The following is a 25,418-nucleotide window of genomic DNA, read 5'->3' on the forward strand; positions in this document are numbered from 1 at the left end:
CGTCCGTTTATTGAGCGGGATCCCTATGCGCCCAACGAATCTCGTCGATCGCGGCGCAAACCTCCTTGGACAACGCCGTGCCCCAGGCGTCCAGGCATTCGTCCAGCTGGGCCTCGGTGGTCACCCCGATGATCGTGCTGGCCACGCGCCAGTTGGTGTAGCAAAAGCCCAAGGCCATCTGCGTGGGCGTCAGGCCGTGTTCGCGTGCCAGTGCGTTGTAGCGCCGCGCGGCCTGCAGGGCTTCGGGCCGGCCCCAGCGCTGCTTGCGCACCGACTCGTAGAGGGCTATGCGGCCATGGTCGCCCACGAAGCCCGATGCGTCGTACTTGCCGCTCAAGAGCCCGAAGCCCAAGGGCGAATAGGCCAGCAGCGACACACCCAGGTGGTGGCAGGTTTCGTCCAGGCCGTTCTCGTAGCTGCGGTTGATCAGGCAGTACGGGTTCTGCACCGTGGCCACGCGCGGCAGGCCATGCTGCTCGGCCAGGCGCACGAACTCGTGCGTGCCATAAGGGGTTTCGTTGGACAAACCCACCGCCCTGACCTTGCCCGCCTGGACCAGCTCGGCCAGGGCCTCGAGCTGCTCCAGCACGGAAGGCGCGGGCTTGTCCTTGGCCGGGTCGAAATAGATCGAGCCGAATGCCGGCACGTTGCGCGCGGGCCAGTGGATCTGGTAGAGATCGATCACATCGGTCTTCAGGCGGCGCAGGCTGCCTTCGCACGCCTCGATGATGCCGGCCTTCGACATCTCCGGGCGCATCCACGGCATGCCGCGCGCCGGTCCCGCGACCTTGGTGGCCAGTACCAGCTTCGCGCGCGCGCCTGGCCTCTGCGCAAACCAGTTGCCGATGATGGTCTCGGTCGCGCCACTGGTTTCGGCGCGCGCCGGCACGGCATACATCTCCGCCGTGTCGAGGAAGTTGATACCGCGCTCCACGGCACGGTCCAGGATGCGGTGGGCCGTGGCTTCGCTCACCTGCTCGCCAAATGTCATCGTGCCCAGACAGATGGGCGTTACCTTCAGCGCGCTTGCGCCCAATGAAACCAATTTCATGCAAGTATTTGTAAATGGGAAAAAGGGAAATTGCCTGATGCACGACGCAGGGTATAAGTTTAGAGTGCATCGGTGAAACACATGGCACGGCCGGCGAGATGCCCAGGCTCTGCCTCGGTTTCATGGCACGACAACTTGTCCCAACCCATCCCATCAATAACGCAGTGGAGAAACACATGACACAACTCAAGACCTCATTGACCCGCGGCCTCACCGTGACCACCCTGGCCGCCGCGCTCGCGCTTGCCGGCTGCGCCAACATGACGGAGACACAAAGTGGCACGGCCAAGGGCGCCGGGATCGGCGCCGTGGCGGGCGCGTTGCTGGGCGCGGCCACCGGCGGTTCCAAGGGCGCGGCCACCGGCGCGGTGCTGGGTGCCGGCGCGGGCGCGGTGGGGGGTTATGTGTGGTCCAACAAGATGCAGGAACAGAAGAAGCAAATGGAAGCCGCCACGGCCGGCACCGGCATCGGCGTCAGCCAGACCACCGACAACCGCCTGAAGCTGGACGTGCCGGCCGATGCCGGCTTCGCCACTGGCCGCTCCACGGTGAGCCCGACGCTGCAGCGCGTGCTGGGCCAGTTCGCCGGCACGCTCAACGCCAACCCGGTGACGGCCGTGGCCATCGTGGGCCACACCGACAGCACCGGCAGCGATGCGGTGAACAACCCGCTGTCGTTCGACCGCGCCAATGCCACGCGCGACTACCTGGTGGGCCGCGGCGTCGCGGCCACCCGCATCGCCACCGATGGGCGTGGTTCGAGCCAGCCTGTAGCCGACAACGCCACGGCCCAAGGACGCGCTGCCAACCGCCGCGTCGAGATCTACGTGGCCGAGCCCAGCGCGCGCTGATCCACGCGCGCGCTCTCAACACCAACCCGGCGACGCCGGGTTTTTTCATGCCGCTGCAACGTGGACTTGTCGCAGGTTTGACCGCACCGCGCAACCGGAGGCAACCCCGTTCTCTATGATCGGGCGGATGTACCAAGAGCAGAAACCCTCGCGCACCGAATTCGTCCCGGTGCGCCACCTCTCCTACCACGTGCGCCAATGGGGCCAGCCCGATGCCGCGCAGCCGCCCCTGGTGCTGGTGCACGGCTGGATGGACGTCTCTGCCTCCTGGCAGTTCGTGGTCGACGCCTCGCGCAACGACCGCTGGATCATCGCACCCGACTGGCGCGGCTTCGGCCACACGCGCGCGCCCGGCCCGGCACCGGACAACTACTGGTTTCCCGACTACCTCGCCGACCTCGACCTTCTGCTGGACCACTACGTCGGCGAACGCGCGATCGATCTGGTGGGCCACAGCATGGGAGGCCACATTTCCATGCTCTACAGCGGCGTGCGGCCCGAGCGCATCCGCCGGCTCGTCAACCTCGAGGGCTTCGGCATGGCCGAAACCCAGCCATCGCAGGCGCCCAGGCGTCTCGCGCAATGGATCGACCAGCTCAAGTCGTTGCACCGGGGCGAGATGGCGCTCAAGGCCTACGACACGGTCGACGGCGTGGCCCAACGTCTGATGAAAACCAACCCCCGGCTGCAGCAGGACAAGGCCGACTGGCTGGCCCGCCACTGGGCGGCGCCCAACGCGCAAGGCCAATGGGAGATCCTGGGCGACCCTGGCCACAAGATCATCAACGCCCAATTGTTCAAGCTGGACGAAACGCTGGAGGTGTACCGCTGCATCCGTGCGCCCGTGCTGTCGGTGACCGCCGCCGAAGACAGCCTGGGCGGGTGGTGGAAGGGCTCGTACACGCTGGCGCAATTCCAGGAACGCCTGAAGGCCGTGCCCAACGCGCGCAGTACCGAGGTGCTGGATGCCGGGCACATGATGCACCACGATCAACCGCGGGAAGTCGCGCGGCTGATCGAAGACTTTCTGGACACGCGGAACTGAACCGCCGTCACAGCGTCGGACCAGGGGCAGGCGCAAGCGCCGCTTGTCCTACACGCCACTGGGCCCCATCGTCTTACGCTTGTTCATGTTCCGAGTTTTCTCCCCGCGCGCGCTGAGCGCGCTTGCCCTGCTGGCCACACTGTCATCGCCCACACTCGCTGCCGACTGGTCGCTGTGCCCCGGCCTGAACGAGCCAGGGGCCCCGGATTCCACCACGCCGCGCTACGAGGCGTTCTTCTCCCCCTATACCCACCACTGGCAGCACGACGACGAGCACCGGCCGGTGTTCGCCGCCAGCATGAGCCGCTTGCTGCCGAACGACCGCAGCTGCGGCGTCAGCCTGTTCAGGAACTCGTTCGGCCAACCGTCCGCCTACGCCTTCGTGGGCAAAACGTGGCCCGGCTTCATGCCCCGCTACCCCAAGGTCTACGCCTCGGTGACGGCGGGCATCCTCTATGGCTATGTGGGCCGGTACAAGAACAAGGTGCCGCTCAACATGGGTGGTTTCTCCCCGGCCATCATTCCCGCCGTCGGGTACCAGCTGACGCCCCGCAACCGCCTGGAAGTCCAGATCATCGGCACCGCCGCGATCATGCTGGGCACGTCCTGGCGGTTCTGACGCCCGACCACGGCCAAGCAACCCGGCCCATGAGAAAATCCCCGTCTTTGAACACAAGACCGCAGGAAACGTCCCATGGAAGCCGAACGCAGCAACGCCATCCGAAGCCAGCTTGAAGACCTGACCACCCGCGTGGTCGAGCTCCGGAGGTATCTTTGACTACGATGCCAAGGCATCGAAGCTGAAGGAAGTCGAGTCCGCTCTCGAAGACCCGACGGTCTGGAACGACCCCAAGCGCGCCCAGGACCTGGGCCGTGAAAAAAAATCGCTCGAAGACGTGGTGATCGTGCTCGACCGCCTGAGCTCCGAACTCGCCGACAACACCGAGCTCTTCGAGATGTCGAGCGAGGACGGCGACACCGCCGGGCTCATCACCATCGAAGGCGAGGCCGCCAAGGTCGCGGCCGAGGTCGAGAAGCTCGAGTTCCGCCGCATGTTCAACAACCCGGCCGATCCGCTGAACTGCTTCGTGGACATCCAGGCCGGCGCGGGCGGCACGGAGGCTTGCGACTGGGCCAGCATGCTGCTGCGCCAGTACCTGAAATACGCCGAGCGCAAGGGTTTCAAGACCACGGTGGAAGACGAAACCGAAGGCGACACCGCCGGCATCAAGAGCGCGACCATCAAGGTCGAGGGCGAATACGCCTTTGGCCTGTTCCGCACCGAAACCGGCGTACACCGACTGGTGCGCAAGAGCCCGTTCGATTCGTCGGGTGGTCGCCACACCTCGTTCGCGTCCATCTTCGTCTACCCCGAAGTGGACGACTCGATCGAGATCGACATCAACCCCGCCGACGTGCGCACCGACACCTACCGCGCCTCGGGCGCGGGCGGCCAGCACATCAACAAGACCGACTCGGCCGTGCGCCTCACGCACATTCCCACCGGCATCGTGGTGCAGTGCCAGGACGGCCGCAGCCAGCACAGCAACCGCGACGTGGCGTGGAAGCGCCTGCGCTCGCGCCTGTACGACCACGAACTGCGCAAGCGCCAGGAAGAACAGCAGAAACTCGAAGACACCAAGACCGACGTGGGCTGGGGCCACCAGATCCGCTCATACGTGCTGGACAACAGCCGCATCAAGGACCTGCGCACCAACGTCGAAATCTCCGCCACGCAAAAGGTGCTGGACGGCGATCTCGATCCCTTCATCGAAGCGTCACTCAAACAGGGAGTGTGATCCATGACTTCATTGCGTGAAGGCCCCACCACCGTGGTGCGCCGCGAAGACTACGCCGCCCCTGCGTTCTGGATCGACACCGTCGACCTCAGCTTCGACCTGGACCCGGCCAAGACCCGCGTGCTCAACAAGATGCGCCTGCGCCGCAACCCCGAGGTGCCGGCCCAGGCGCTGCGCCTGGACGGTGAGGACCTGAACCTCGCGCGCGTGCTGGTCAACGGCGCGGGCTGCTCGTTCAAGATCGACGGCAACCAGCTCGTGCTCGAATCCCTCCCCGAGGGTCACGAGCCGTTCGACCTGGAGATCTTCACGATCTGCGTGCCCGAGAAGAACACGCAGCTCATGGGCCTCTACGTGAGCCAGGGCACCTTCTTCACGCAATGCGAGGCCGAGGGCTTTCGCCGCATCACCTACTTCCTCGACCGCCCCGACGTGATGGCCAGCTACTCGGTGACGCTGCGCGCCGACAAGGCGAAGTACCCGGTGCTGCTGTCCAACGGCAACCTGGTGGAAGAAGGCGCCTTGCCCGATGGCCGCCACTTCGCCCGGTGGGTCGACCCGCACAAGAAGCCCTGCTATCTGTTCGCGCTGGTGGCGGGCCAACTGGTGGCACGCGAGCAGCACATCACCTCGCGCAGCGGCCACCCGCACCTGCTGCAGGTCTACGTGCGCCCCGGCGACATGGACAAGACCGAGCACGCCATGAACTCGCTGATCCACAGCGTGGTGTGGGACGAAGCGCGCTTTGGCCTGCCGCTCGATCTGGAGCGCTTCATGATCGTCGCCACCAGCGACTTCAACATGGGCGCGATGGAGAACAAGGGCCTGAACATCTTCAACACCAAGTACGTGCTGGCCAACGCAGCCACCGCGACCGACACCGACTTCGCCAACATCGAATCGGTCGTGGGCCACGAGTACTTCCACAACTGGACCGGCAACCGCGTCACCTGCCGCGACTGGTTCCAGCTGAGCCTGAAGGAAGGCCTCACCGTCTTCCGCGACCAGGAGTTCAGCATGGACCTGTGCGCCGAGCCTTCGGCGCGCGCGGTCAAGCGCATCGAAGACGTGCGCGTGCTGCGCACCGCCCAGTTCCCCGAAGACGCCGGCCCCATGGCGCACCCGGTGCGGCCCGACAGCTACGCCGAGATCAACAACTTCTACACCGTCACGGTCTACGAAAAAGGCGCCGAAGTCGTGCGCATGATGCAGACCCTGGTCGGGCGCGACGGCTTTGCCAAGGGCATGAAGCTCTACTTCGAGCGCCACGACGGCCAGGCCGTCACCTGCGACGATTTCGCCCAGGCCATCGCCGACGCCAACCCCGAGAGCGACCTCGCCCGCCTGCTGCCGCAGTTCAAACGCTGGTACAGCCAGGCCGGCACGCCGCACGTGCAGGCCGAGGGCGTGTACGACGAGACCGCGCACACCTACACCCTCACGCTGTCGCAAAGCTGCCTGCCCACGCCGGGCCAGGCCGCCAAGGAACCGTTCGTGATTCCGGTCTCGCTCGGTCTGCTGAGCGCCGACGGCCAGCCACTGCCCCTGCAACTGGCGCACTGGACGCAGGCCGAAACCGGCAGCCGCACCTTCGTGCTGACCCAGGCCAGCGAGACCCTTACCTTCGTGGGCCTGGACAGCGCGCCCGTGCCCTCGCTGCTGCGCGGCTTCTCCGCGCCGGTGGTGCTCGAATGCCACTACACCGACGCGCAATTGCTCACGCTGCTGGCGTCCGACCCCGACCCGTTCAACCGCTGGGAAGCCGGTCAGCGCCTGGCCCTGCGCCGCGCGCTCAAGGCCATCCTGGACGAAGGCGCGGTGCCCGCGGCGCCACTGGACGGCGCCTTCCTCGGGGCCATGCGCGAGGTGCTGCGCCACCACCAGTTGGATGCTGCATTCAAGGAACTCGTGCTCACGCTGCCGAGCGAAACCTACATCGCCGAGCAATTGGCCGAAGTCGACCCGCAGCGCGTGCACGCGGTGCGCGAAGCCATGCGCCTGCAACTCGCCACCGCCTTGCAGGACGAATGGGCCTGGGCCTTCGAGCACCACAAGGACAACGGTTCCTACCGGCCCGACCCGCTGAGCGCGGGCCGCCGCGCGCTCGCGGGCCTGTCGCTGTCCATGCTGTGCCTGGCCTCGCGCCACACCGGTGACAGCGTGTGGCCCGGCAAGGCCTACCAGCATTTCAAGGACGCGGGCAACATGACCGACCGCTTCAACGCGCTCTCGGCCCTGGTGGTCAGCGGACATGCGCTGGCGCGCGACGCCCTCGCCCGCTTCCACGCCCTCTTCCGCGACGAAGCCCTGGTGCTGGACAAATGGTTCGCCCTGCAGGCCAGCGCACCCGACCGCCATGGCGACGTGCTGCCCGCGGTCAAGTCGCTCATGAAGCACCCGGACTTCAACCTCAAGAACCCCAACCGCGCGCGCAGCGTCATCTTCAGCTACTGCAACGCCAACCCGGGCGCCTTCCACCGTGCCGACGCGGCGGGCTATCTGTTCTGGAGCGAACGCGTGGTCGAACTCGATGCGTTCAACCCGCAGGTGGCCGCGCGCCTGGCGCGCGCGCTGGACCGCTGGAAAAAGCTGGCGCAGCCGTACCGCGACGCCGCGCGCGAAGCCATCGCCCGCGTGGCCGCCCGCCCCAACCTCAGCAACGACGTGCGCGAAGTGATCACGCGCGCCCTGGCGGAAGACTGAGCCAACCACCACACACCGTTCGGGCTGAGCCTGTCGAAGCCCTCTCCCATCTGCTCAACATGACCCAACGCATCTCCCTCACCCGCTACCTCGTCGAGCAGCAACGCGTCGACGGCCACATCCCCTCCCAACTGCGCCTGTTGCTCGAAGTGGTGGCACGCGCCTGCAAGAGCATCAGCCAGGCCGTCAACAAGGGCGACCTGGGCGGCGTGCTCGGTGCCGCCACCTCGGAAAACGTGCAGGGCGAGATGCAGAAGAAGCTCGACATCATCGCCAACGAGGTGCTGATCGAGGCCAACGAATGGGGCGGCCACCTCGCGGCCATGGCCAGCGAAGAGATGGACAGCATCTACGTCGTGCCCAACCGCTACCCGCAGGGCGAATACCTGCTGCTGTTCGACCCGCTCGATGGCTCCAGCAACATCGACGTGAACGTGAGCATCGGCACCATCTTCAGCGTGCTCAAGAAGCCCGAAGGCAGCGCCGGCGTGAGCGAGCAGGACTTCCTGCAGCCCGGCTCGCACCAGGTGGCCGCGGGCTACTGCGTGTACGGCCCGCAGACCACGCTGGTGCTCACCGTGGGCGACGGCGTGGCCATGTTCACGCTCGACCGCGAACAGGGCTCCTTCGTGCTGACCCAGGAACACGTGAAGATCCCGGCCGACACCAAGGAATTCGCCATCAACATGAGCAACATGCGTCACTGGGACGCGCCGGTGAAGCGCTATGTGGACGAATGTCTGGCCGGCAAGGAGGGCGTGCGCGAGAAGGACTTCAACATGCGCTGGATCGCCAGCATGGTGGCCGACGTGCACCGCATCCTCACGCGCGGCGGTATCTTCATGTACCCCTGGGACAAACGCGAGCCGAACAAGCCCGGCAAGTTGCGCCTGATGTACGAAGCCAATCCGATGGGCTGGCTGGTGGAGCAGGCTGGCGGTGCGGCCACCAACGGCCACCAGCGCATCCTCGACATCCAGCCGACCAAGCTGCACGAACGCGTGAGCGTGATTCTGGGTTCGAAGAACGAAGTGGAGCGGGTCACCCGTTACCACCAGGCGACCTGATTTCCACCGCGCTATAATCGCGGGCGTTGCCGGTGTAGCTCAGTCGGTAGAGCAGCTCATTCGTAATGAGAAGGTCGGGTGTTCGATTCATCTCTCCGGCACCAACAAACGCTAAAAAGCCCGCCATGAAATTCATGGCGGGCTTTTTGTTGGGCGTTGCTTGCAGGGCTTCTGGCTGATGAAAGCCTACAGGCCCGCGTGGATCTTGGCAGCGGCAGCGATCCCCGCAATTCGGCCGAAGGTGGCACCGCGCATGACGGAGGTGCCGCCAACGTACTTGCGGTAATAGATCCCTACCATGGCGCCTGCGGCAAAGAGCCCCGGAATGCGGTCGCCTTCCGTATTCAAGACATGGGCGCCAGCGTCTGTCTTGATGCCTCCGTAAGTGATGATGCCGGACGGCACCACTGGATAGCAATAGAACGGACCTTGATCGATGGGCCTTGCCCAGTGCGACTTTGGTGGCAATACGCCTGTTGTCGAGAGATGGTCCCCTTTTCGCGGATCAAATTCTCCCTGACCACAGCCGGCGTTAAAACCATTCACGGTGTTGACCAAGGTCTCCACCGGTACGTCAATTCTTCGGGCGAGCTCTTCCAGGGTAGACGCTTCGATCGGTTGCTTGTCTGTGTAGACCAGCTTCTTCCAATCCGGCACATCCTGGATCTTCGAGTCCACCACCACGTACGCTGTGCCGTCGCGTTGCGCCTGGATGCCGTAGCACAACCGGTCGTAGTTGTCATAGGTGGCTGTCGACGCTTCGTCAATGAAACGCGTGCCCTGCTTGTTGAGCACAATGCCATACGGAAAGATAAGGATCTTGGCTTCGAAGCGACCCGATCGTTCATCGACGGGCGTGGCGTGGTACGCGTTGTAGTCGCCGCTCGGCGTGGCGCCGACGTCGAGCGCCATCCGAATGCCGTCGCCGCGGTTGAAGTGGCACCCCAGTGCCACCGGGCGGATGTTGGTCGAGCCCAGACCGACATACCGCGCCAACATTTCCGCGCTGCCCTCAAAACCGCCACTGGCCAGCACAACAGCGCGAGCGCTGAAATCCACGCGCCGGTTTCCCTTGGACATGGCGCTCACGCCCACGATGGAGCCCGACGCATCCTCCAACAACTTTCGGGCGGCAGTCTCGTAGAAGAACGCCACACCGCCCGCCTGCGCTTTGGCCATCAACGCGTCCATCATCGCCATGCCGCCTCCACTGGGTGCGATGAGTGCTGTTTCACCGCGCGTGGACAACTGTGGTGTCACGGCCGGGATGAAACGCACCCCCATGTCGCGAAGCCAATGCACGGCAGGGACAGCTTCCCTGGCGAAGGTCGCCAAAAACTCCGGGTCGTGGACCGGCGCGGTGCGCACGATGGCCGACCATTGATCGGGGGCCGCGTCGAGTGCCCTCACGATGTTCTGGTCCAGGTTGCCGCTGGCGCAGTCGGCCAGTTGAGCTTCAAAGTCGTCCGACACCGCATCCTCGCTCTTCATGCGCAGGAAGGCTTCTGTGTACCGCGTGCATCCGCCGCTCTCGTCTTGCGGTGCTCGTTCGAGCACCGCCACTTTTGCGCCGCCTTCCATGGCAGCCACGGCTGCACAGAGGCCGGCAATGCCGTGGCCGACAACCACCACATCGAATTCATTTTTCATGGGATCAACGTTCATACCTTCGTCTCCTTTTGTTGGGGGGTTCAATTCGCGCCGAACTGCACCTCGTCGCTGGAGGTCACCCGGCAAAAACGCGCAATGCTTCCCATGGAGTTCGCATGTTCCTCCGCCGAATGGGCGGCGCAGCAATCGTCCAGGACTGTGACCTCGTAGTCCCTATCGTGTGCTTCGCGCACGGTAGCCTGCACCACCGCTTGCGTCGTCACGCCGCAGCAATAGATGTGGTTGATGCCTGCGGTCCTGAGCTGCAAGTCGAGGTTCGTTTGATGAAACGGACTCACACGGTGCTTCACCACTTGAAGGTCCCCGGCCTGTGGCGCCAGATCCGGATGGACTTCCGAACCCCATTCGCCCAGCTTCAGAATGCCTGCCTTCGGCAAACCTCCGAACACAGGCGAACCCGGTGGGCATTCGCGGTAATCCGGAGAAAACCCGACGCGCACGTACCCAATGCGAACGCCAGCAGCGCGGGCCTTTTGAATCGCTTTTGCCGTGTTCGCGAGCACCTTTCGCGCGACCACCTGTGCGCCGAGCGGCGACTTGCCGCTGGGTCCATCGGCGTGGACAAAATCGTTCTGCATGTCCAGAACCAGAAGTACTTTTTTCATCAATTCATTGCTCCAAGTGAAGGTTCAATGAATGTAGAACGATGCACTGAAGCCAGTAAGATGGGCGCCGTGAAGTCAATCTTTCCCTGCGCGCAACAATGAACTTGCTCGAATGCGCACGAAGCTTTGTGACGGTGTCCGAGTTGGGCTCGTTCGCGCGCGCCGCAGACCGGCTTGATCTATCCGCCGCCGCCGTATCGCGCCACATCCAATACCTCGAAGAGTCCCTGGGCGAAAGGTTGCTACAGCGCACGACGCGCAGGGTGCACCTGACCGAGACTGGGCGGCTTTGCCTCGAACGCTATCAGAGGGTCTTTGACGAGCTCGATGAGCTCACGCAAATGGTGCAAGGTCGCCGCGCGGAGCCACAAGGGCTTCTTCGCGTGGCATCGACAACCTTGTTCTGGATGAAGCAGGTGGCACCGGTGCTGCCCGATTTTCTGAAGCGCTATCCCAAGATGAGCATTCAGGTCAATCTCACGGAAGACGTGGTCGATCTCATCGGCAACGGTTACGACCTGTCCCTGCATTTCCAGCGCCCCACCGGACAGACGCTGGTTGCGCGCTCTTTGCGGGTCTTGCGCCGTGTGCTCTACGCGTCCCCCGACTACCTGCGTGACCACGGAACACCTCGGTCCCTCAATGATCTGGCGGACCACAACTGCCTGGTCTACGCGCACTCGGGCGAACAAGTCGAATGGCAGTTCTGGGACAAGGACGGCTCCGACCTGAGGGTGCCCGTCAAGGGTAGCCTCAGGTCGAACGACGCGAGCACCTTGCGCCTGGCCGCGCTCGCGGGTTTGGGTATCGGCTGGGGCCCTCGTTTCATCCTGACGGAAGACCTGGATGAGGGGCGTCTCGTCGAACTTCTCCCCCAGTACCGGTGCGACGCGCGCGACCTTTGGATGGTCTATCCAAGCCGGCGCCAGTTGGCGCCCAAGGTGCGCTTCTTCATCGACTTCCTGGAAGAGCGCTGCCAGGACTGATGCTCATCGTGGCGTCTGCAAGCCCGGAATGCGGTAGTCCTTGAGCTGTTCGCGGATGCTTGCTTTGAGCATCTTCCCGGTTGCGCCGATGGGAATGGTCTCCACAAAAAGCACATCATCCGGGGTCTGCCAGTTGGCAATCTTCCCTTCGTAAAACTTCAGCAACTCGTCTCGGCTGACCGCAGCGCCTGGTTTCTTCACCGCGACGAGGATGGGCCGCTCGTCCCACTTGGGATGAAAGACACCGATGCAAGCCGCCATCGCGATGCCGGGATGGGCGATCGCGATGTTCTCGATCTCGATCGAACTGATCCATTCGCCTCCGGACTTGATCACGTCCTTGCTGCGATCGGTGATTTGCAAATAGCCGTCGGCATCGATGGTGGCCACATCGCCGGTGGGGAACCAGGCATTGCCGGCGGCATCCCTCACCAACAGATCGCCACCCTGCGCCTTGAAGTACTCGCGGATGACCCAAGGTCCCCTGACGAAAAGGTCGCCTGCGGCTATGCCATCCCAGGGCAATTCGCTCTCGTCGCCACCAACGATCTTCATGTCTACGCCAAAGAGAGCCCGCCCCTGCTTCGTTCGAACGGACATCCGCGCTTCATCGTCCAGGGCATCGTGGCGGTTCTTGAGCGCGCACACAGTGCCCAGCGGGCTGATCTCCGTCATGCCCCATGCGTGCAACACCTCGACGCCGTACTGCTCCTGAAACGCGCGGATCATGGCTGGCGGGCAGGCGGAGCCTCCGATGACGGTGCGCGTGAGTGTCTTGAACCGCAACCCGTTCGACTGCATGTGACCCAGCAACATCTGCCATACCGTCGGCACGCCCGCAGCAAACGTCACGCCCTCGGCTTCGATCAGTCCGTGCACCGACTTCCCATCGAGCGCGGGGCCGGGCAGCACCAACTTGCAGCCGGCCAACGCCGCCGAATAGGGAATGCCCCAGGCGTTCACATGGAACATGGGCACCACCGGCAGCACAGCGTCACGGGCCGACAGCCCCATCGCATCGGGCAACGCGGCCGCATAGGCATGCAACACCGTGGAACGGTGGCTGTACAACGCGGCCTTGGGATGACCCGTGGTGCCGCTCGTGTAGCACATGCTAGACGCAGCGTTTTCGTCGAACACGGGCCAGGCATAAACGTCGGCATGGCCTGCGATCCATTCCTCGTAGCTCACCAACCCCGGAATGCCGCAGTCGGCAGGCAACGCATCCGAGTCGCACAGAGCGATCCATTTTTTGACCTTGGTGCAGCTCGCATGCACCGCCTGGACCAGCGGGAGGAAGCTGAGATCGAAGCACAGGATCTGGTCTTCCGCGTGGTTGGCGATCCAGGCAATCTGATCCGCGTGCAACCGGGGATTGATGGTGTGCAGGACTCGGCCTGAAGCGGAGACGCCGTAATACAGCTCCAGGTGGCGGTACCCATTCCAGGCGAGTGTGGCCACACGGTCGGAAAACTCCAGGCCCTCGGCGTCCAATGCGTTGCCGACGCGGCGCGAACGCCTGGCGCATTGGGACCAGGTATATCGGTGAATGTCGCCCTCCACGCGCCGTGAAACGATCTCGGTGGTGCCGTGGTGGCGGTCGGCGAACTGAATCAATTGAGAGATGAGCAGAGGATGGTCCTGCATCAAGCCGTTCATGCTATTGACCAATCGCATGTCATTCGAACGCAGTGCCCACGGGCGGCGCGAGCAGGGCCAGCAGCTCGCGCACGTCGTCCAGTGCCTCGATGTCGAGCACCATCTCCTGGATCTTCCGCTGCCGCTCGGGATCAATGAGACCATCGGTGAGGCTGCAGTATTTCTCGGCCACCTCCTCGATGCTCTGGCGGGCCTCGATCGTGCGCGAGGTATGGCGTTCCACCTCAATGCGCTCACCATCTGTGAAGGTGACGGCCACGCGGCTGCGAAAGCGCATCTCAGCGCCGCCTTCGTCAAACTCGGGATCGTTGCGCACCTCGACCTTGGGTATCAGATTCCACACATCTTCGGCTTCGATGCGCGCAGGCGTGAACTGCCGGACCACCGCTTCACCGTCGAGGATGGCAACCGCCATGCAGTAGCCAATGTTCATCTGCGCACCGATCGAGGTGAGCGGGCGAACCGGTGGCCACCAGCCGTGGTGGTAGATGGGGTGCGACACATCTACTTCTACCCTGGCGATCTCGTTCGCCTTCAGCGCGCGCTGCCGGCCGATGTCGAACAAGGCGTCCAGCGGCGAATGAATGCCGCCCATCGCGGCATAGGGTTTGATCACGATGTGCTCGACCTCCCACAAGCTGCCCAGGTCCTTGCAGACCTGAGAAGGGTCGGGGTTGTGGCCTTCGCCGAAGACCGCAAGAAAGCCACCGTATTCGCGTTCGAACACGCGCTTGATGCCCGTGTAGCCACCCTGCGCGAGTACGGCCGAATAGAGCCCATTGCGCGACGAGAACCCGTGGTGCATGCGCTTGCACATTGCTTCGTACTGTGCCGCCATCAGGCCGGCGGACTGCGTGCCCGCCAGTCCCAGTGCGTCTTCAAAGCGCGCCGCGTCCAGCTGCATCAGTTTGCCCACGGCCGCCGCTGCGGCAAATGTGCCGAACACGGCACCAGAGTGCCAGCCGCGCGACAGCATCGCAATGCCACCCAGTGCCTTGCCCACGCGCGGCCCCACTTCGTAACCTGCGATCGCGGCCTCGAGGAACTGACGGCCGCTCACCTTCTCGGCGCCCTCCGACGCAGCCCACAGCGCCGGCAGCACCAGCGACGCGCTATGCAGCGGAGCCTTCGCATGGAAGTCGTCCAGCTCGAAGCCCTGAATGAAGGTGCCGTTCAAGAGCGCTGCCCCCGGTGCGCTCGTGCGGGCGCCCCAGCCGACGATGGTGCGGTCTCCCGCGCCTTCGAACTTCTGCACGATCTCGGCCGCCGTGTTCGACCAGGGCAGTTTCGCACCCACGATGGCGCAACCAATGCCGTCCAGCGTAAGTGCCTTGGCGCGGTCTCGAGCTTGTTGCGGCGCTTGCTGCAGGCTGAACGCGGCTAGCCAGTTGCACAGCACGCCGGTGGGGCCCTGTGGATCGGTGGCGGCGGTTGAAGTCGATGTCGTCGGTTGCATGTTGGAACTCAATGAAGGACTCAGGTTGAAAAAATTCATTGCGGCGGAACTGCGCCAGCGGTGGACCAGACCCACGGCCGCCGCTGGCGGTCGGTCCGCTGCCAGGCACAAATCGACGCGTCGTGGCGCAAGGTCAGGCCCACGTCGTCGAGACCGTGTAGCAGGCCATCGCGGCGCATCGGGTCGACCTCGAACGCAATGGCTTGTCCGCTCGGCGCCAACAGGTCGCAGCGGTGCAGGTCGACCGACAAAGGGGCGCCTTGCGCGCACGCCCTCGCGAGCATCTGCACCGTTTCTGCTGCGAGTCGAATGGGCAACACGCCGTTCTGGAAACAATTGCTGAAGAAGATGTCGCCAAAGCTCGGGGCGATCACGCAGCGCAGCGAGATGCCCTGCAATGCCCACACGGCAGCTTCTCTCGATGAGCCGCAACCAAAGTTGTCGCCCGCCAACAGGATCGGGGCGTTCCGAAACACCGGTTGGTTCAGGATGAAGTCGGGGTTTTCGGCGCCGTCTGGCACATACCGAAGTGTTTCGAAGGCGCAGGGGCCCAGCTCATGCCGTGGCAACGCGGCCAGGCGCTCGATGCGGATGATGATGTCCGTGTCCAGGTTGTCCTGGGGCAGATACGGGGCGGCGCCGGTGACGACCGTGAAAGGTTGCAGCTTCATGCGTTCACCTCGGGCAGATCGGCCACGTCAATGATGACCCCCGCCACAGCCGCCGCAGCGGCCATGGCTGGGCTGGCCAAGTGGGTCCGTGCGCCGGGGCCTTGACGGCCCACGAAGTTGCGGTTCGATGTCGAGACCGAGCGCCGCCCGCTTTGCACCTGCTCGCCGTTGGCCGCCACGCACATGCTGCAGCCCGGTTCACGCCACGAAAAACCAGCGTCTGCAAACACGGTGTGCAGCCCCTCGGCTTCGGCCGCGCGTTTGACCAGTTCGGAGCCCGGCACGACCCAGGCGGTCACATGCGCGGCCACCTTGCGACCCCGCACGACGTCAGCGGCGGCGCGCAGATCGGAGATGCGCGCATTGGCGCAGGAGCCAATGAACACGTAGTCCACCGGTGTTCCAGCAAGCGGCTTTCCGGCGGTCAGCCCCATGTACGCGATGGCAGCCGAATAAGCGGCCTTTTGCGAAGCGTCGGTAATGCTGTTGGGATCGGGCACCAGGCCATCGACCGCAACCGCGTGCTCCGGGCTGGTTCCCCACGTCAAGGTTGGCCGCACCGCAGACGCGTCGATGCATTCCTCGTGATCGAACACCGCGCCTTCGTCGCTGAACAGCGTGCGCCAATGGGCAATGGCGGCCTCCAGCGCCGCTCCCTGAGGCGCAAAGGGCCTGCCTTTGACGTACGCGAAAGTGCGCTCATCGGGCGCCACGAGGCCACAGCGGGCACCGAGTTCCACAGACAGGTTGCACAACGTGAGGCGGGCTTCCACGTCCAGGGTCTCGACCGCCGGCCCGCAGAATTCGATCACCGAGCCCACCCCAGCGGCGGTCCCCAGCTGGCCGATGATATGCAGCACCAGGTCCTTGGCGGTGACGCCTGACCGGAGCGCGCCTTCGCAGCGAATCCGCATTTGTCTCGGCTTCTGCATCCGCAAGGTCTGGGTGGCGAGCGCGTGTGAGCTCTCCGAGGAACCAACGCCGAAAGCGAGCGCACCCAGACCGCCATTGGTGCACGTATGGCTGTCGCCGCAAATCACTGTCGTGCCCGGCAATACGAGACCCAGCTCGGGCCCCATCACATGAACGATCCCTTGTCCGGGTTCACCCAGATCGAACATGCGCACCCCCATGCGGGCACTGGCCTGCTGGAGAGCGGCATGCAATCGTCCGCCGAGTGCAAACGTGGTTGCGATGCGCCCGGGTTGGCTGGACACGGCGTGATCAGGCGTCGAAAACACCAGGCCAGGATCGTGCAACGGGAGCCCGCGTTCTTCGACATCGGCCAACGCCGGAGGCCCGGACAGCTCGTGGAGAAAATGCCGGTCAATGTGCAGCAGCGCCCAGCCATTGCCCAAGTCGCTGATCACGTGGGCATCCCACAGTTTGTCGATCACGGTTCTTGCTTCCATGGGGTGGCCTATGCAGACTCGCGGTTCGGTTCGATGAACTGGTGGCGCAGGGCATCCCAGCGGTCGGCATCGAAGCGCCTGAACAAGTCGCCAATGCTCATGCGGGCGGGCGCCAGGCACATCGAAGCCTGCAGCGACGCAAGCGCCGCGTCGGCCGCGTCGATCGTTGTCATCAGCATGAAGCCGGGCAGGATCGCCAGCTTGTAGCCCATCGATTCCGCATCGTGCAGATCCGACACCGGCGTCTTGCCGCCAGGCACGATGTTGATCAGGCAAGGCCCATGCACTTTCCCAGGGACGCGGGCGGCCTCTTCTACCGACTGCGGTGCTTCCACAAAGGCCATGTCAGCACCCGCGTCGAGCGCGGCGTTCGCGCGCCACACCGCCTCATCGAAGCCGAGCACCGCACGGGCATCCGTACGCGCAATCAACAAGAAGTCGGCGCTGCGCCGAGCCGCCACAGCGGCGCGGATCTTGGCGATGAACTCCTGCCGAGAAACCACCTCCTTGCCCTCGGTATGGCCGCATCGCTTGGGCATGACCTGGTCTTCCAGGTGGATCGCGGCGACCCCGCGCTCTTCGTACTCTCTCACCGTGCGCGTCACGTTGAGCTCGTTTCCAAAGCCTGTGTCGGCGTCGGCGATCAGCGGCACCGAGGCCGAACGCACCATGCCCGCTGCGTTTTCCACCATCTCGCTCATGGTCAGAAGACCGAGGTCGGGATACCCCCGTGCAAGCGAGGTGCCTGCGCCGGTCATGTACGCCGCAGAGAAGCCCGCCTGTTCGATCAGGCGCACACCAATCGCGTCATAGGCGCCGGGCACCACCAGAAGGCCGGGGGCAGTGATCAGCTGTTTCAATACACCTTGTAGGTTCACGTCTTGGGTCCTCAGGTTGCGAGCTGTCGGATGGGTCACGCTCGGCCTCACCTGCGCGAACGCTGCACCGTGGCCAAGTCCACGCCGGGGATCAAGGCCGCCATGGAAAACCCTCCATCGACAGGCAGCGTCACGCCACTGATGAACTTCCCTTGGCTGCTCGCGAGAAACATGACGGCATCGGACACGTTTTCAGGCGTGCCGATCACAGCCATGGGCGTGCGCCGCCTCCGCTCTTCCCACCCGGATGCGTCCATCGTCCGCCTCGACATCTCGGAGGGGATCGCACTGGGCGCGATGGAATTAACGCGGATACCATCGCTGCCCAATTCAGAGGCCAGCGCACGGGTGAGCGCGTCGGTACCACCCTTGAGCGCGGCATAGGCACTGCTGTAGGCCACGCCCGCCAGACTCACCACGGACGAGAGGTTGAGGATCACGCCATGCTTGCGGCGGCGCATGCCCGGAACCACTGCCTGGCACATGAGCAGAATGCCCTTGAGACCTACCGCGAGCATGCGGTCGACCACTTCGGCCTCGATCTCTTCGATCGGTCCGTAACGCGCAAACATCGCGTTGTTGACCAGCACCGAGACGAAGCCGAACTCTTCGGAAGCTGCCGCCACGGAGGCATTGACGCTATCGGCGTTGGCCACATCCAAGGACAGCGCAAGTGCGCGGCCACCGCCCCGCTGGATGTCGGCAACTACTTTTCGCGCGCCCTCCTCGTTGATGTCGGCAACGACGACCGCCGCACCGGCCCGCGCGCAGGCTATCGCCATGGCTTCACCGAGGCCTTGTGCAGCACCGGTGATCAAGATGACTTCTTCACTGAGATTCATGGCAAAGCTTTCCCCTGGACGCCGCACTGCCGCGGGCGCCTCAAGAACAGGATGAATGGTTGGAACCGCGCGCAGAACGCACGCAGCGTGAAAGGCGCGAAGGCCTGTGCGCCGTGGGCTATTCCGTCGGAACTTTCGCCGACTTGATCAACCCGCCCCAGCGCTGCACCTCGTCCTCCATGAACTTCTGGAACTGCGATGGCGTCATGGCGGGATGGGGAAACAATCCAAGCTGGAGCAGCGCCTCGCCAAAGCTTGGTTTCTGCAGGAGCGCCACGATCTCCACCGAGAGCCTCTGCACGATCTCGGGAGAAGTTTTCGCTGGCACGCCGACGCCGATCCAGTTGACCACGTTGACGTTGTAACCCTGTTCGTTGAGCGTGGGCACATCCGCGATGAAGCTCACACGTTCCTTGGTCGTCACGCCGAGCACCTTCACCTTACCTTCCTTGCGCAAAATCTCGGCGCGGATCGCGGGCAACACCATCAGGTCCACGTGCCCACCCATGAGCGCGGACACCGCAGGCGCCTCACCTTGAAAGGGTACGTGCAGCACGTCGATACCAGCCTGTGACTTGATGACCTCCAACGCCAGATGCGACGTACTGCCCACGCCCCAGCTCGCCGCCGTCAACTTGCCCGGTGCTGCTTTCGCGGCGGCGACGAGCTCACGCATGTTGGCGGCGTTGATGTTTGCCCGGGCCACCACGGCGAATGGGTTGATCGCATAGGGCGCGACCATCGCGAAGTCGCGAACCGGGTTGTAAGGCAACGTCGAATACAGCGCCGGGTTGATGGCATGCGTCTCCGCACCGGCCAGTACCAGTGTGTAGCCATCCGCCGGCGCTTTGGCGGCCAGGTCCGCACCGAGACGGCCATTGGCGCCGGGCCGGTTGTCCACAACGATGGTCTGGTGCAGCCGCTCGCCGAGCTGCTGCGCCAGGATGCGACCCGCGGCGTCCGCCGAGCCACCGGCGGTCCACGGAACGATGTACTTGATCGGACGGTCGGGGTAGCTCTGGCCGAAGGCGGGAGCGCACGCCCATGCCGCCACCGCCACACATACACCGACGACCACACTGAATGCTGCTGGCGTTTTGAACTGCATGATGTCTCCTAATATCCTTCGGATGGTTGCTGGTTTTGTGAAGGCGATTCTTATATCGTGGGCTGCCGCGCGCAACGCTGCGCCCGTCAACTGACTATTGCGCACCACGAGATAATGCCGCGCGCGTGGGCCGTCACAGATCATTTGCCGTCAATGGCCCGTTCCGGACCACAAAACTTCTGGGTCTCTGACAACCCCACCACCCAGCTCGCGGTGGCGAACCTCACGAAAGACCACGATGGGCAAATGTGTGAGTCACAAAAATCGTCCGCACGATACCGACCAACACCACGAATTTGGTCTGGAGCGCCAGCAAGGCGACACCGAGCAGGAACATCCACACGCTGGTGATGTAGAACCCGCGTCGTGGCACAGCGCGACACCGCGCACAACCATGCAAAAAGCCCGCCATGCAGTTCATGGCGGGCTTTTTGTTGGGCTCTATCGGCAACGCCGAGGCCCGGGCGACACCTTCACTCCGCTTTCATCCCCGAACTCTTCACGACACGGGCCATCAACTCGCGATCGGCAATGAAGACCTTGCCGAACTCGGCCGTGGACATCGCATCGGTCTGCACGCCTTGTGTGGCCAGGCGCTGCTTGACCACGTCCAGCGCCAGCACCTTGTTCACCGCCGCGTTGATCTTCTCCACCTCGGCCTTGGGCGTCTTGGCCGGCGCGAGCAGACCGAACCACGATTCGAAGGCGTAGGACGGCAGGCCGGCTTCGGCGATCGTGGGCACGTTGGGCAGCAGCGGCGCGCGCTTGGTCGCGGTCACGCCGATGATGCGCAGTTTCGGGTCCTGTACGTAGGGGCCAATGCCGGCATTGGGCACGATCACCGCCTGGATCCGACCGGCACTGACCTCGTTGGCGGCTTCCTGGGTCGACTTGAACGGCACGTGCACCACGTCCACGCCAGCCACGTTGGTCAGATAAGCCATCGCCAGGTGGGTGGAGCTGCCGATGCCGGCCGAGCCGTAGTTGAATTCGCCCGGCTTGGATTTGGCCAGCGCCACGAATTCCTTGAGGTTCTTCGCCGGCAAGGCCGCGCTGATCATGAGCACGTAGCTCTGCGTGCCGATGTTGGCCACCGGCACGAAGTCCTGCACCGGCTCGTAGGCGGGTTTGGCGGCAATCTGCGCGGTCACGAAATGGCTGGAGGCAGCCATGAGCAGCGTGCGGCCATCGGGCTCGGCGCGCGCCACGTAGGTGGTGCCAATCGCACCGCCCGCGCCGCCCTTGCTCTCCACGATGAAGGTGCGCCCGAGTTCGGTGCCCAGCTCGGTGTAGAAGGTGCGTGCCAGGGTCTCGCGCGCGCCGCCGGCCGCGAACGGCACGACGATGCGCGAGACGTTGGCCTGCGCGATAGCGGCGCTGGACAGGACGCTGGCCGCGACGGCCAGCGAGAGGGTGATGAAGTTGCGCTTGTTCATGTGCGTGTCTCCTGGGTTCGTTTACAAGGCCGCGGCTTCGAGCGCGCGGGTGGTGTCGTCAAAGAGGTCGTCGACCGACAGCGGTCGGGCGAGCAGGTTCTGCTGTTGCGCGTACTTCAACAGCATGGCGAGCGAGGCGCGGTTGGCTTCGAGCCCGAAGGGCGTGAGATCGAAACCATCGACACGCGGTTCGGCCGCGATGCGCTTGCCTTCGCACAGCAGGCGCCAGACTTCGCGCACCACGTCGGGCCGCTCGCGTGCGAGGTCCGCATCCAGCGCGACCATGTGGTTGATGGACACCGCGCCATGCCGGCGCGACCACTCGCGCGCGGCCTGCAGCGGCTGCGGTATCACGGGCTGCAGGCGCGGATCGTCGGGCAGGCCGGTGCCGATGATGGCCGCGTCCAGTTCGCCGTCGTACAGGCGGTCCAGCAAGGGCTTGTCGCCCTGCGCGCGTTCCACCCCCGGCGGGTCGGTGAAGCCGTTGAGGTGTGCGTTCTCGAAGCTCACCCAGCGCACGCTCTCCAGGTCCACGCCATGGTCGTTCTGCAGGATGCCGCGCACCCAGGCCACGGTGGTCTGGCCGATGGAGCGGATGCCCACGCGCTTGCCCGCCAGGCTCTGCGGCGTGATCGGGCCGCTGCGTTCGGCGTTGTAGACCAGGCACTGGTGCTGGTGCCGCCCGGCGCCGATGACGGCGGGCATGAGCACCAGCGGACGGCCGGCCGCGCGCGCCTGGAAGAAGGTGATCAGCGCGAGTTCGGCGACCGCGAACTCGCGCGTGTTGACCACGCGTGGGAACACGCGGTTGGAGACCTTGGCGTCGCAGATGTCGAGCTCGAACAAGGGCGAGGTCACCAACTGGCTGCGCACCGCGCGCGTGCCTGGGTAGTCGCCCAGAAGGGTGGGAAGGCGGAGCATCACGACACGCTTTCCGCGGCCCCGGTGCGCGCGAGCGAGGTGTACAGGCGCTGCGCCGTGCCGCCGAAGATCGCCGCCTGCTCGGCCGGCGCGAGTTGCGCCGCAGCCTGGCGCGCGTCACGGAGCAGGGAAGGCAGGGAACCCGCGGAGGCCGGGAAGTTGGAGCCCCAGGCAATGCGCTCGGCACCGAAGGCGTCCACCGCGCGGCGCAGAAAAGCCTGCGGCGTGGAAGCACCGGCGGCCGACTCGCGCACGTTGTGCGTCGTGTATTTGAAGAACAGGTTCGAAAAGCGCGCCAGGTCGAACAGCGCCTGGGCCTTCGCGTACGGCGCGCCATCGTCCAGTTCGGGGCGCGCGAAATGGTCCAGCACCACGCGGGCCTGGGGGAAGCGCTCCAGCAGGGCCACCAGCTGCGGCAAGCCGTGGGCGCGCAGTTGCACCGCCACCGGCAAGCCGCGCGAAACGGCGTATTCCCAGGCGGGGAAGGCACGCGGGTCGTCCAGGCGCGCGCCGTCGTGGCTGGTGGTGTGGCCGGCAATGAACACGCGCAAACCTTCCAGGCCGGCGTCCACCCAGCGCGCGATGTTCTGCGCCGCGTCGGGCGCGAGCATGTCCACCGAGAACACGCCGCGAAAGCGGTCGGGGTGCGCGGCCACGGCTTCGGCCACGTAGCGGTTGTCGTGGCCGTAGCAGGTGGATGCCTGCACCAGCACGGCGCGTGCAATGCCCGCTTCGTCCATGGCACGCAGCAGTTGTGGATAGGTCGCGGGGCGTTCGCGCGACCAGGTGGACTGCTCGCCCGTGAGCGGTGCGAGCGGGTGGCGCGCGGGATCGTCGCTGATCACGTGCGGGTGGATGTCGGTGATGTCCTGTGCCATGGGGGCGCGTCCTTGTCTCCGTGAAAGGGTGGATCGGTGTGAATCCGTGCCGCCATCATGCGATGGACACCATAAGCAAACAAGACAGAAAATTCGCCCTTAACATCAGCATATCCTTATGACAACGGGGGCGCTCCATGTCCGAAATCGACCGCTTCTTCCGCGCGCAACTCAAGCCGCGCCACCTGCAACTGCTGGTGGCGCTGGACGAGATGCGCAACCTCGGCAAGGTGGCCTTGAGCCTGCACGTCTCGCAACCCGCGGTGTCGCTCACGCTGGGCGAGCTGGAGCGCGGCCTGGGCGTGCGCCTGTTCGAGCGCACCGCGCGCGGCGTGCACCCCACGGTCTATGGCGAATGCATGATCCGCCAGGCGCGCAGCATGCTCAGCGGACTGGCGCAGACGCGCGACGAAATGCGTGCACTCATCTCCGGTGCATCGGGCCGTTGCAGCGTGGGCGCGTTACCGGCCATGACACCGGCGCTGGTCCCGCAAGCGCTGAACCTGCTCAAGCAGCAGGCGCCCACCACCACGGTGGCCCTGCACGAAGGGCCGATGGACGTGCTGCTGCCCGCGCTGCGGCGCGGCGGCCTGGACTTCATCGTCGGCCGCCTGCGCAGCGAAGCCCTGGTCGACGACGGCTTGTCGGAAAAGCCCCTGTTCGACGGCGCCAGCGCGCTCGTGGTGCGCCCTGGTCATCCGCTGGCGCGCAAGCGGCGCCTGGACTGGTCCACGCTGGCGGACTTCGCCTGGATCCTGCCCCCGGTCGGCTCACTGCCGCGCGAACCGCTGGAGGTTGCGTTCCACCAGCACGGCGTGGGCATGCCGAGCAACACGGTGGAGACGCTGTCGACCCATGTGATCCTGGCTTACCTGCAATCGACCGACGCCATCGGCCTGCTCTCGCGCATCGCCGCCCTGCACTACCGCGAACTCGGTTTGCTGAGCGTGCTGCCCCTCGAACTGCCCCACCTGCTGCGGCCCATTGGCCTCACCTGGCGGCGCGGGGCCGCGCTGTCCCCGGCGGCACAGCAGTTCATGCGCGCCATCGAAGAGGTGAGCGCACGTCTGGTGCAAGGCAGCCGGCGGGCTACGCCGCAAACCGCGCCGGCGAAAAGGGCTGCACATCCACCCGGGGTGGTGCGCCCGCCACCATCGCCGCCAGCAGCTCGCCGGTGATGGGGCCGAGCGTGAAGCCCTGGTGGCCATGGCCGAAGGCGCACCACATGCCCGGCACACCGGGCACCGCCCCGAACACCGGCTTCATGTCGGGCATGCAGGGGCGCGTGCCCATCCAGGGCTCCCGCTCCACACGCTGCCCCAGCGGATAGACGCGCCGGGCGATCTTCTCGGCCGCCTCGATCTGCCCGGGTGTGCGCGGGGCGTCGGGCATGGCGAGTTCGGCGCCGGTGGTCAAGCGCAGGCCGTCTTTCATGGGGGCCACCACGAAGCCATGGTCGCCATCGATCACGGTGCTGTTGAGCGGCTTGAGCGGCTGCGGCGCGTAGTGCACGTGGTAGCCGCGCTTGGGGATCATGGGCACGGTGTAGCCGTAGCGCTGGGTCAGGTCGGTGGTCCAGGGGCCGAGCGCCACCACCACTTGCGGCGCTTGCAGCACATCGTCCGCCGCGTCCACCTGCCAATGGCCTGCATCCGTCTGGCGCAACGCGATCGCGTCGCCCAGGTGCAGCGTGCCGCGCCGCTGCGCGAACAGGCGCGCATACGCCTGCACCAGATCGCCGGGGCTGCGGATGGCCAGGGGATCGGTCCAGCGCACCGCGCCCGCGAACCTGCCCACGAGCGAGGGCTCGGCCTGCGCCACATCGACACCACTGAGCTTGACGTGGTTCACACCCTGGCGCGCGCGTTCATCGGCCACCTTGAACAGCTCGTGCAGATCGCGCTCGGAGCGGTAGAGCGTGAGATAGCCGCGCCTGGCCACGAGGTGACGGGCGTTAGCGTCGTGCATGAGTTGCTCATGGGTTTCGAGCGAGCACGCAATGAGGGTCTCGTACTCGGCGGCAATCTTCTGGTACGCCTCGGGCGCGGAGTTCTGGTAGTAGGACCACAGCGGGCCCAGGAGCCGGGCGGCATCGCCCAGGTGGTAGCGCACGTCGGTGCGCCGGTTGGTCATGCCCGAGAGCAGGAAGCCCAGGTCGCGGTCCAGGGCGTAGGGCGCAATGGCTTCGCGCTGGATGATGCCGGCGTTGCCGTACGAGGTTTCCATGCCGGGCGCACGCCGGTCCACCAACGCCACCGACAAGCCTCTGGCCTGCAGGTGCAACGCGCAACAGACGCCGACCATGCCGGCGCCGAGAACGATCGCATCGTGTTTCATGGTGTGGCGTTTCTTCGTTGTGCGCTGCTGGCACTGTATCTG

23 protein-coding genes and 1 tRNA gene are annotated in these 25,418 nt (G+C 65.1%); 9 read left to right on the forward strand and 15 right to left on the reverse strand.

Annotation, left to right across the window (positions count from 1 at the left end):
• Nucleotides 1-7: 7 nt before the first annotated feature.
• Nucleotides 8-1,051 (reverse strand): aldo/keto reductase, encoded by a 1,044-nt coding sequence (locus F9K07_RS22560; protein WP_159595549.1) that lies wholly within the window; start codon nucleotides 1,049-1,051, stop codon nucleotides 8-10.
• 176 nt (nucleotides 1,052-1,227) lie between these two features.
• Between F9K07_RS22560 and F9K07_RS22565 the strand changes: the two genes are divergently transcribed.
• The 7 genes from F9K07_RS22565 to F9K07_RS22595 all read left to right on the forward strand — a co-directional run bounded on the left by F9K07_RS22565 (nucleotide 1,228) and on the right by F9K07_RS22595 (nucleotide 8,620).
• Complete coding sequence (locus tag F9K07_RS22565; protein ID WP_159595550.1) at nucleotides 1,228-1,902, forward strand: OmpA family protein; 675 nt, start codon at nucleotides 1,228-1,230, stop codon at nucleotides 1,900-1,902.
• A 127-nt stretch (nucleotides 1,903-2,029) separates the two neighbouring features.
• The gene (locus F9K07_RS22570) at nucleotides 2,030-2,947 is read left to right on the forward strand and encodes an alpha/beta fold hydrolase (protein ID WP_159595551.1); all 918 of its coding nucleotides are present in this window, start codon (nucleotides 2,030-2,032) and stop codon (nucleotides 2,945-2,947) included.
• An 85-nt stretch (nucleotides 2,948-3,032) separates the two neighbouring features.
• Entirely contained in the window at nucleotides 3,033-3,566 is a 534-nt protein-coding gene (locus tag F9K07_RS22575) for a hypothetical protein (RefSeq protein WP_159595552.1), read from the forward strand.
• 75 nt (nucleotides 3,567-3,641) lie between these two features.
• A protein-coding gene (gene prfB, locus F9K07_RS22580; RefSeq protein WP_159595553.1) for a peptide chain release factor 2 occupies nucleotides 3,642-4,746 on the forward strand; the annotation gives its coding sequence in 2 pieces (ribosomal slippage) (nucleotides 3,642-3,722 and nucleotides 3,724-4,746; 1,104 coding nt in all).
• A gap of 3 nt (nucleotides 4,747-4,749) precedes the next feature.
• Complete coding sequence (pepN, locus tag F9K07_RS22585; RefSeq protein ID WP_201451467.1) at nucleotides 4,750-7,449, forward strand: aminopeptidase N; 2,700 nt, start codon at nucleotides 4,750-4,752, stop codon at nucleotides 7,447-7,449.
• Nucleotides 7,450-7,508: 59 nt separating this feature from the next.
• Entirely contained in the window at nucleotides 7,509-8,516 is a 1,008-nt protein-coding gene (locus F9K07_RS22590) for a class 1 fructose-bisphosphatase (protein ID WP_159595554.1), read from the forward strand.
• Nucleotides 8,517-8,544: 28 nt separating this feature from the next.
• A tRNA-Thr gene (locus F9K07_RS22595) sits at nucleotides 8,545-8,620 on the forward strand.
• An 82-nt stretch (nucleotides 8,621-8,702) separates the two neighbouring features.
• Here F9K07_RS22595 and F9K07_RS22600 read toward each other — a convergent pair.
• Together F9K07_RS22600 and F9K07_RS22605 are read right to left on the reverse strand one after the other, a co-directional pair.
• Complete coding sequence (locus F9K07_RS22600; protein WP_159595555.1) at nucleotides 8,703-10,181, reverse strand: FAD-dependent oxidoreductase; 1,479 nt, start codon at nucleotides 10,179-10,181, stop codon at nucleotides 8,703-8,705.
• A 26-nt stretch (nucleotides 10,182-10,207) separates the two neighbouring features.
• On the reverse strand, nucleotides 10,208-10,792 hold the full coding sequence (locus F9K07_RS22605; protein ID WP_159595556.1) for a cysteine hydrolase family protein: 585 nt from the start codon (nucleotides 10,790-10,792) through the stop codon (nucleotides 10,208-10,210).
• A 98-nt stretch (nucleotides 10,793-10,890) separates the two neighbouring features.
• Between F9K07_RS22605 and F9K07_RS22610 the strand changes: the two genes are divergently transcribed.
• Nucleotides 10,891-11,778 carry a LysR family transcriptional regulator gene (locus F9K07_RS22610; protein WP_268894727.1) on the forward strand — a complete coding sequence of 296 codons (888 nt, stop codon included), beginning with the start codon at nucleotides 10,891-10,893 and terminating at the stop codon, nucleotides 11,776-11,778.
• 3 nt (nucleotides 11,779-11,781) lie between these two features.
• On the opposite strand, the gene F9K07_RS22615 is transcribed toward F9K07_RS22610, so the two are convergent.
• The 11 genes from F9K07_RS22615 to F9K07_RS22665 all read right to left on the reverse strand — a co-directional run bounded on the left by F9K07_RS22615 (nucleotide 11,782) and on the right by F9K07_RS22665 (nucleotide 23,039).
• Nucleotides 11,782-13,437, reverse strand: coding sequence for a 3-(methylthio)propionyl-CoA ligase (locus F9K07_RS22615; protein ID WP_159597054.1), 1,656 nt, complete (start codon nucleotides 13,435-13,437; stop codon nucleotides 11,782-11,784).
• A gap of 19 nt (nucleotides 13,438-13,456) precedes the next feature.
• On the reverse strand, nucleotides 13,457-14,893 hold the full coding sequence (locus F9K07_RS22620; RefSeq protein ID WP_159595558.1) for an MmgE/PrpD family protein: 1,437 nt from the start codon (nucleotides 14,891-14,893) through the stop codon (nucleotides 13,457-13,459).
• A 35-nt stretch (nucleotides 14,894-14,928) separates the two neighbouring features.
• A complete protein-coding gene (gene leuD / locus F9K07_RS22625; protein WP_159597055.1) occupies nucleotides 14,929-15,558 on the reverse strand; it encodes a 3-isopropylmalate dehydratase small subunit in 630 nt (209 codons plus the stop codon).
• A gap of 2 nt (nucleotides 15,559-15,560) precedes the next feature.
• Nucleotides 15,561-16,976, reverse strand: a complete 1,416-nt coding sequence (gene leuC, locus F9K07_RS22630; RefSeq protein ID WP_159595559.1) for a 3-isopropylmalate dehydratase large subunit — start codon at nucleotides 16,974-16,976, stop codon at nucleotides 15,561-15,563.
• A gap of 8 nt (nucleotides 16,977-16,984) precedes the next feature.
• Nucleotides 16,985-17,854: an isocitrate lyase/PEP mutase family protein gene (locus F9K07_RS22635; RefSeq protein ID WP_159595560.1), complete on the reverse strand. Its 870-nt coding sequence runs from the start codon at nucleotides 17,852-17,854 to the stop codon at nucleotides 16,985-16,987.
• A 47-nt stretch (nucleotides 17,855-17,901) separates the two neighbouring features.
• Nucleotides 17,902-18,696, reverse strand: a complete 795-nt coding sequence (locus F9K07_RS22640; RefSeq protein WP_159595561.1) for an SDR family NAD(P)-dependent oxidoreductase — start codon at nucleotides 18,694-18,696, stop codon at nucleotides 17,902-17,904.
• Between the two features lie 118 nt (nucleotides 18,697-18,814).
• Nucleotides 18,815-19,804 (reverse strand): Bug family tripartite tricarboxylate transporter substrate binding protein, encoded by a 990-nt coding sequence (locus tag F9K07_RS22645; RefSeq protein WP_159595562.1) that lies wholly within the window; start codon nucleotides 19,802-19,804, stop codon nucleotides 18,815-18,817.
• A gap of 223 nt (nucleotides 19,805-20,027) precedes the next feature.
• Nucleotides 20,028-20,225, reverse strand: a complete 198-nt coding sequence (locus F9K07_RS22650) for a hypothetical protein (protein WP_159595563.1) — start codon at nucleotides 20,223-20,225, stop codon at nucleotides 20,028-20,030.
• A gap of 52 nt (nucleotides 20,226-20,277) precedes the next feature.
• On the reverse strand, nucleotides 20,278-21,240 hold the full coding sequence (locus F9K07_RS22655; RefSeq protein WP_159595564.1) for a tripartite tricarboxylate transporter substrate-binding protein: 963 nt from the start codon (nucleotides 21,238-21,240) through the stop codon (nucleotides 20,278-20,280).
• 21 nt (nucleotides 21,241-21,261) lie between these two features.
• Nucleotides 21,262-22,161 (reverse strand): ABC transporter substrate-binding protein, encoded by a 900-nt coding sequence (locus tag F9K07_RS22660; RefSeq protein WP_159595565.1) that lies wholly within the window; start codon nucleotides 22,159-22,161, stop codon nucleotides 21,262-21,264.
• Nucleotides 22,161-23,039, reverse strand: coding sequence for an amidohydrolase family protein (locus F9K07_RS22665; protein WP_159595566.1), 879 nt, complete (start codon nucleotides 23,037-23,039; stop codon nucleotides 22,161-22,163). Before F9K07_RS22665 ends, F9K07_RS22660 begins: the two co-directional genes overlap by 1 nt.
• A gap of 137 nt (nucleotides 23,040-23,176) precedes the next feature.
• On the opposite strand from F9K07_RS22665, the gene F9K07_RS22670 reads away from it, so the two are divergent.
• On the forward strand, nucleotides 23,177-24,217 hold the full coding sequence (locus tag F9K07_RS22670) for a LysR substrate-binding domain-containing protein (protein WP_159595567.1): 1,041 nt from the start codon (nucleotides 23,177-23,179) through the stop codon (nucleotides 24,215-24,217).
• On the opposite strand, the gene F9K07_RS22675 is transcribed toward F9K07_RS22670, so the two are convergent.
• Nucleotides 24,129-25,376, reverse strand: coding sequence for an NAD(P)/FAD-dependent oxidoreductase (locus F9K07_RS22675; RefSeq protein ID WP_159595568.1), 1,248 nt, complete (start codon nucleotides 25,374-25,376; stop codon nucleotides 24,129-24,131). The two genes, F9K07_RS22670 and F9K07_RS22675, sit on opposite strands and share 89 nt — an antisense overlap.
• Nucleotides 25,377-25,418: the final 42 nt, after the last annotated feature.

The organism is Hydrogenophaga sp. BPS33, from assembly GCF_009859475.1.
GTDB lineage: Bacteria > Pseudomonadota > Gammaproteobacteria > Burkholderiales > Burkholderiaceae_C > Hydrogenophaga.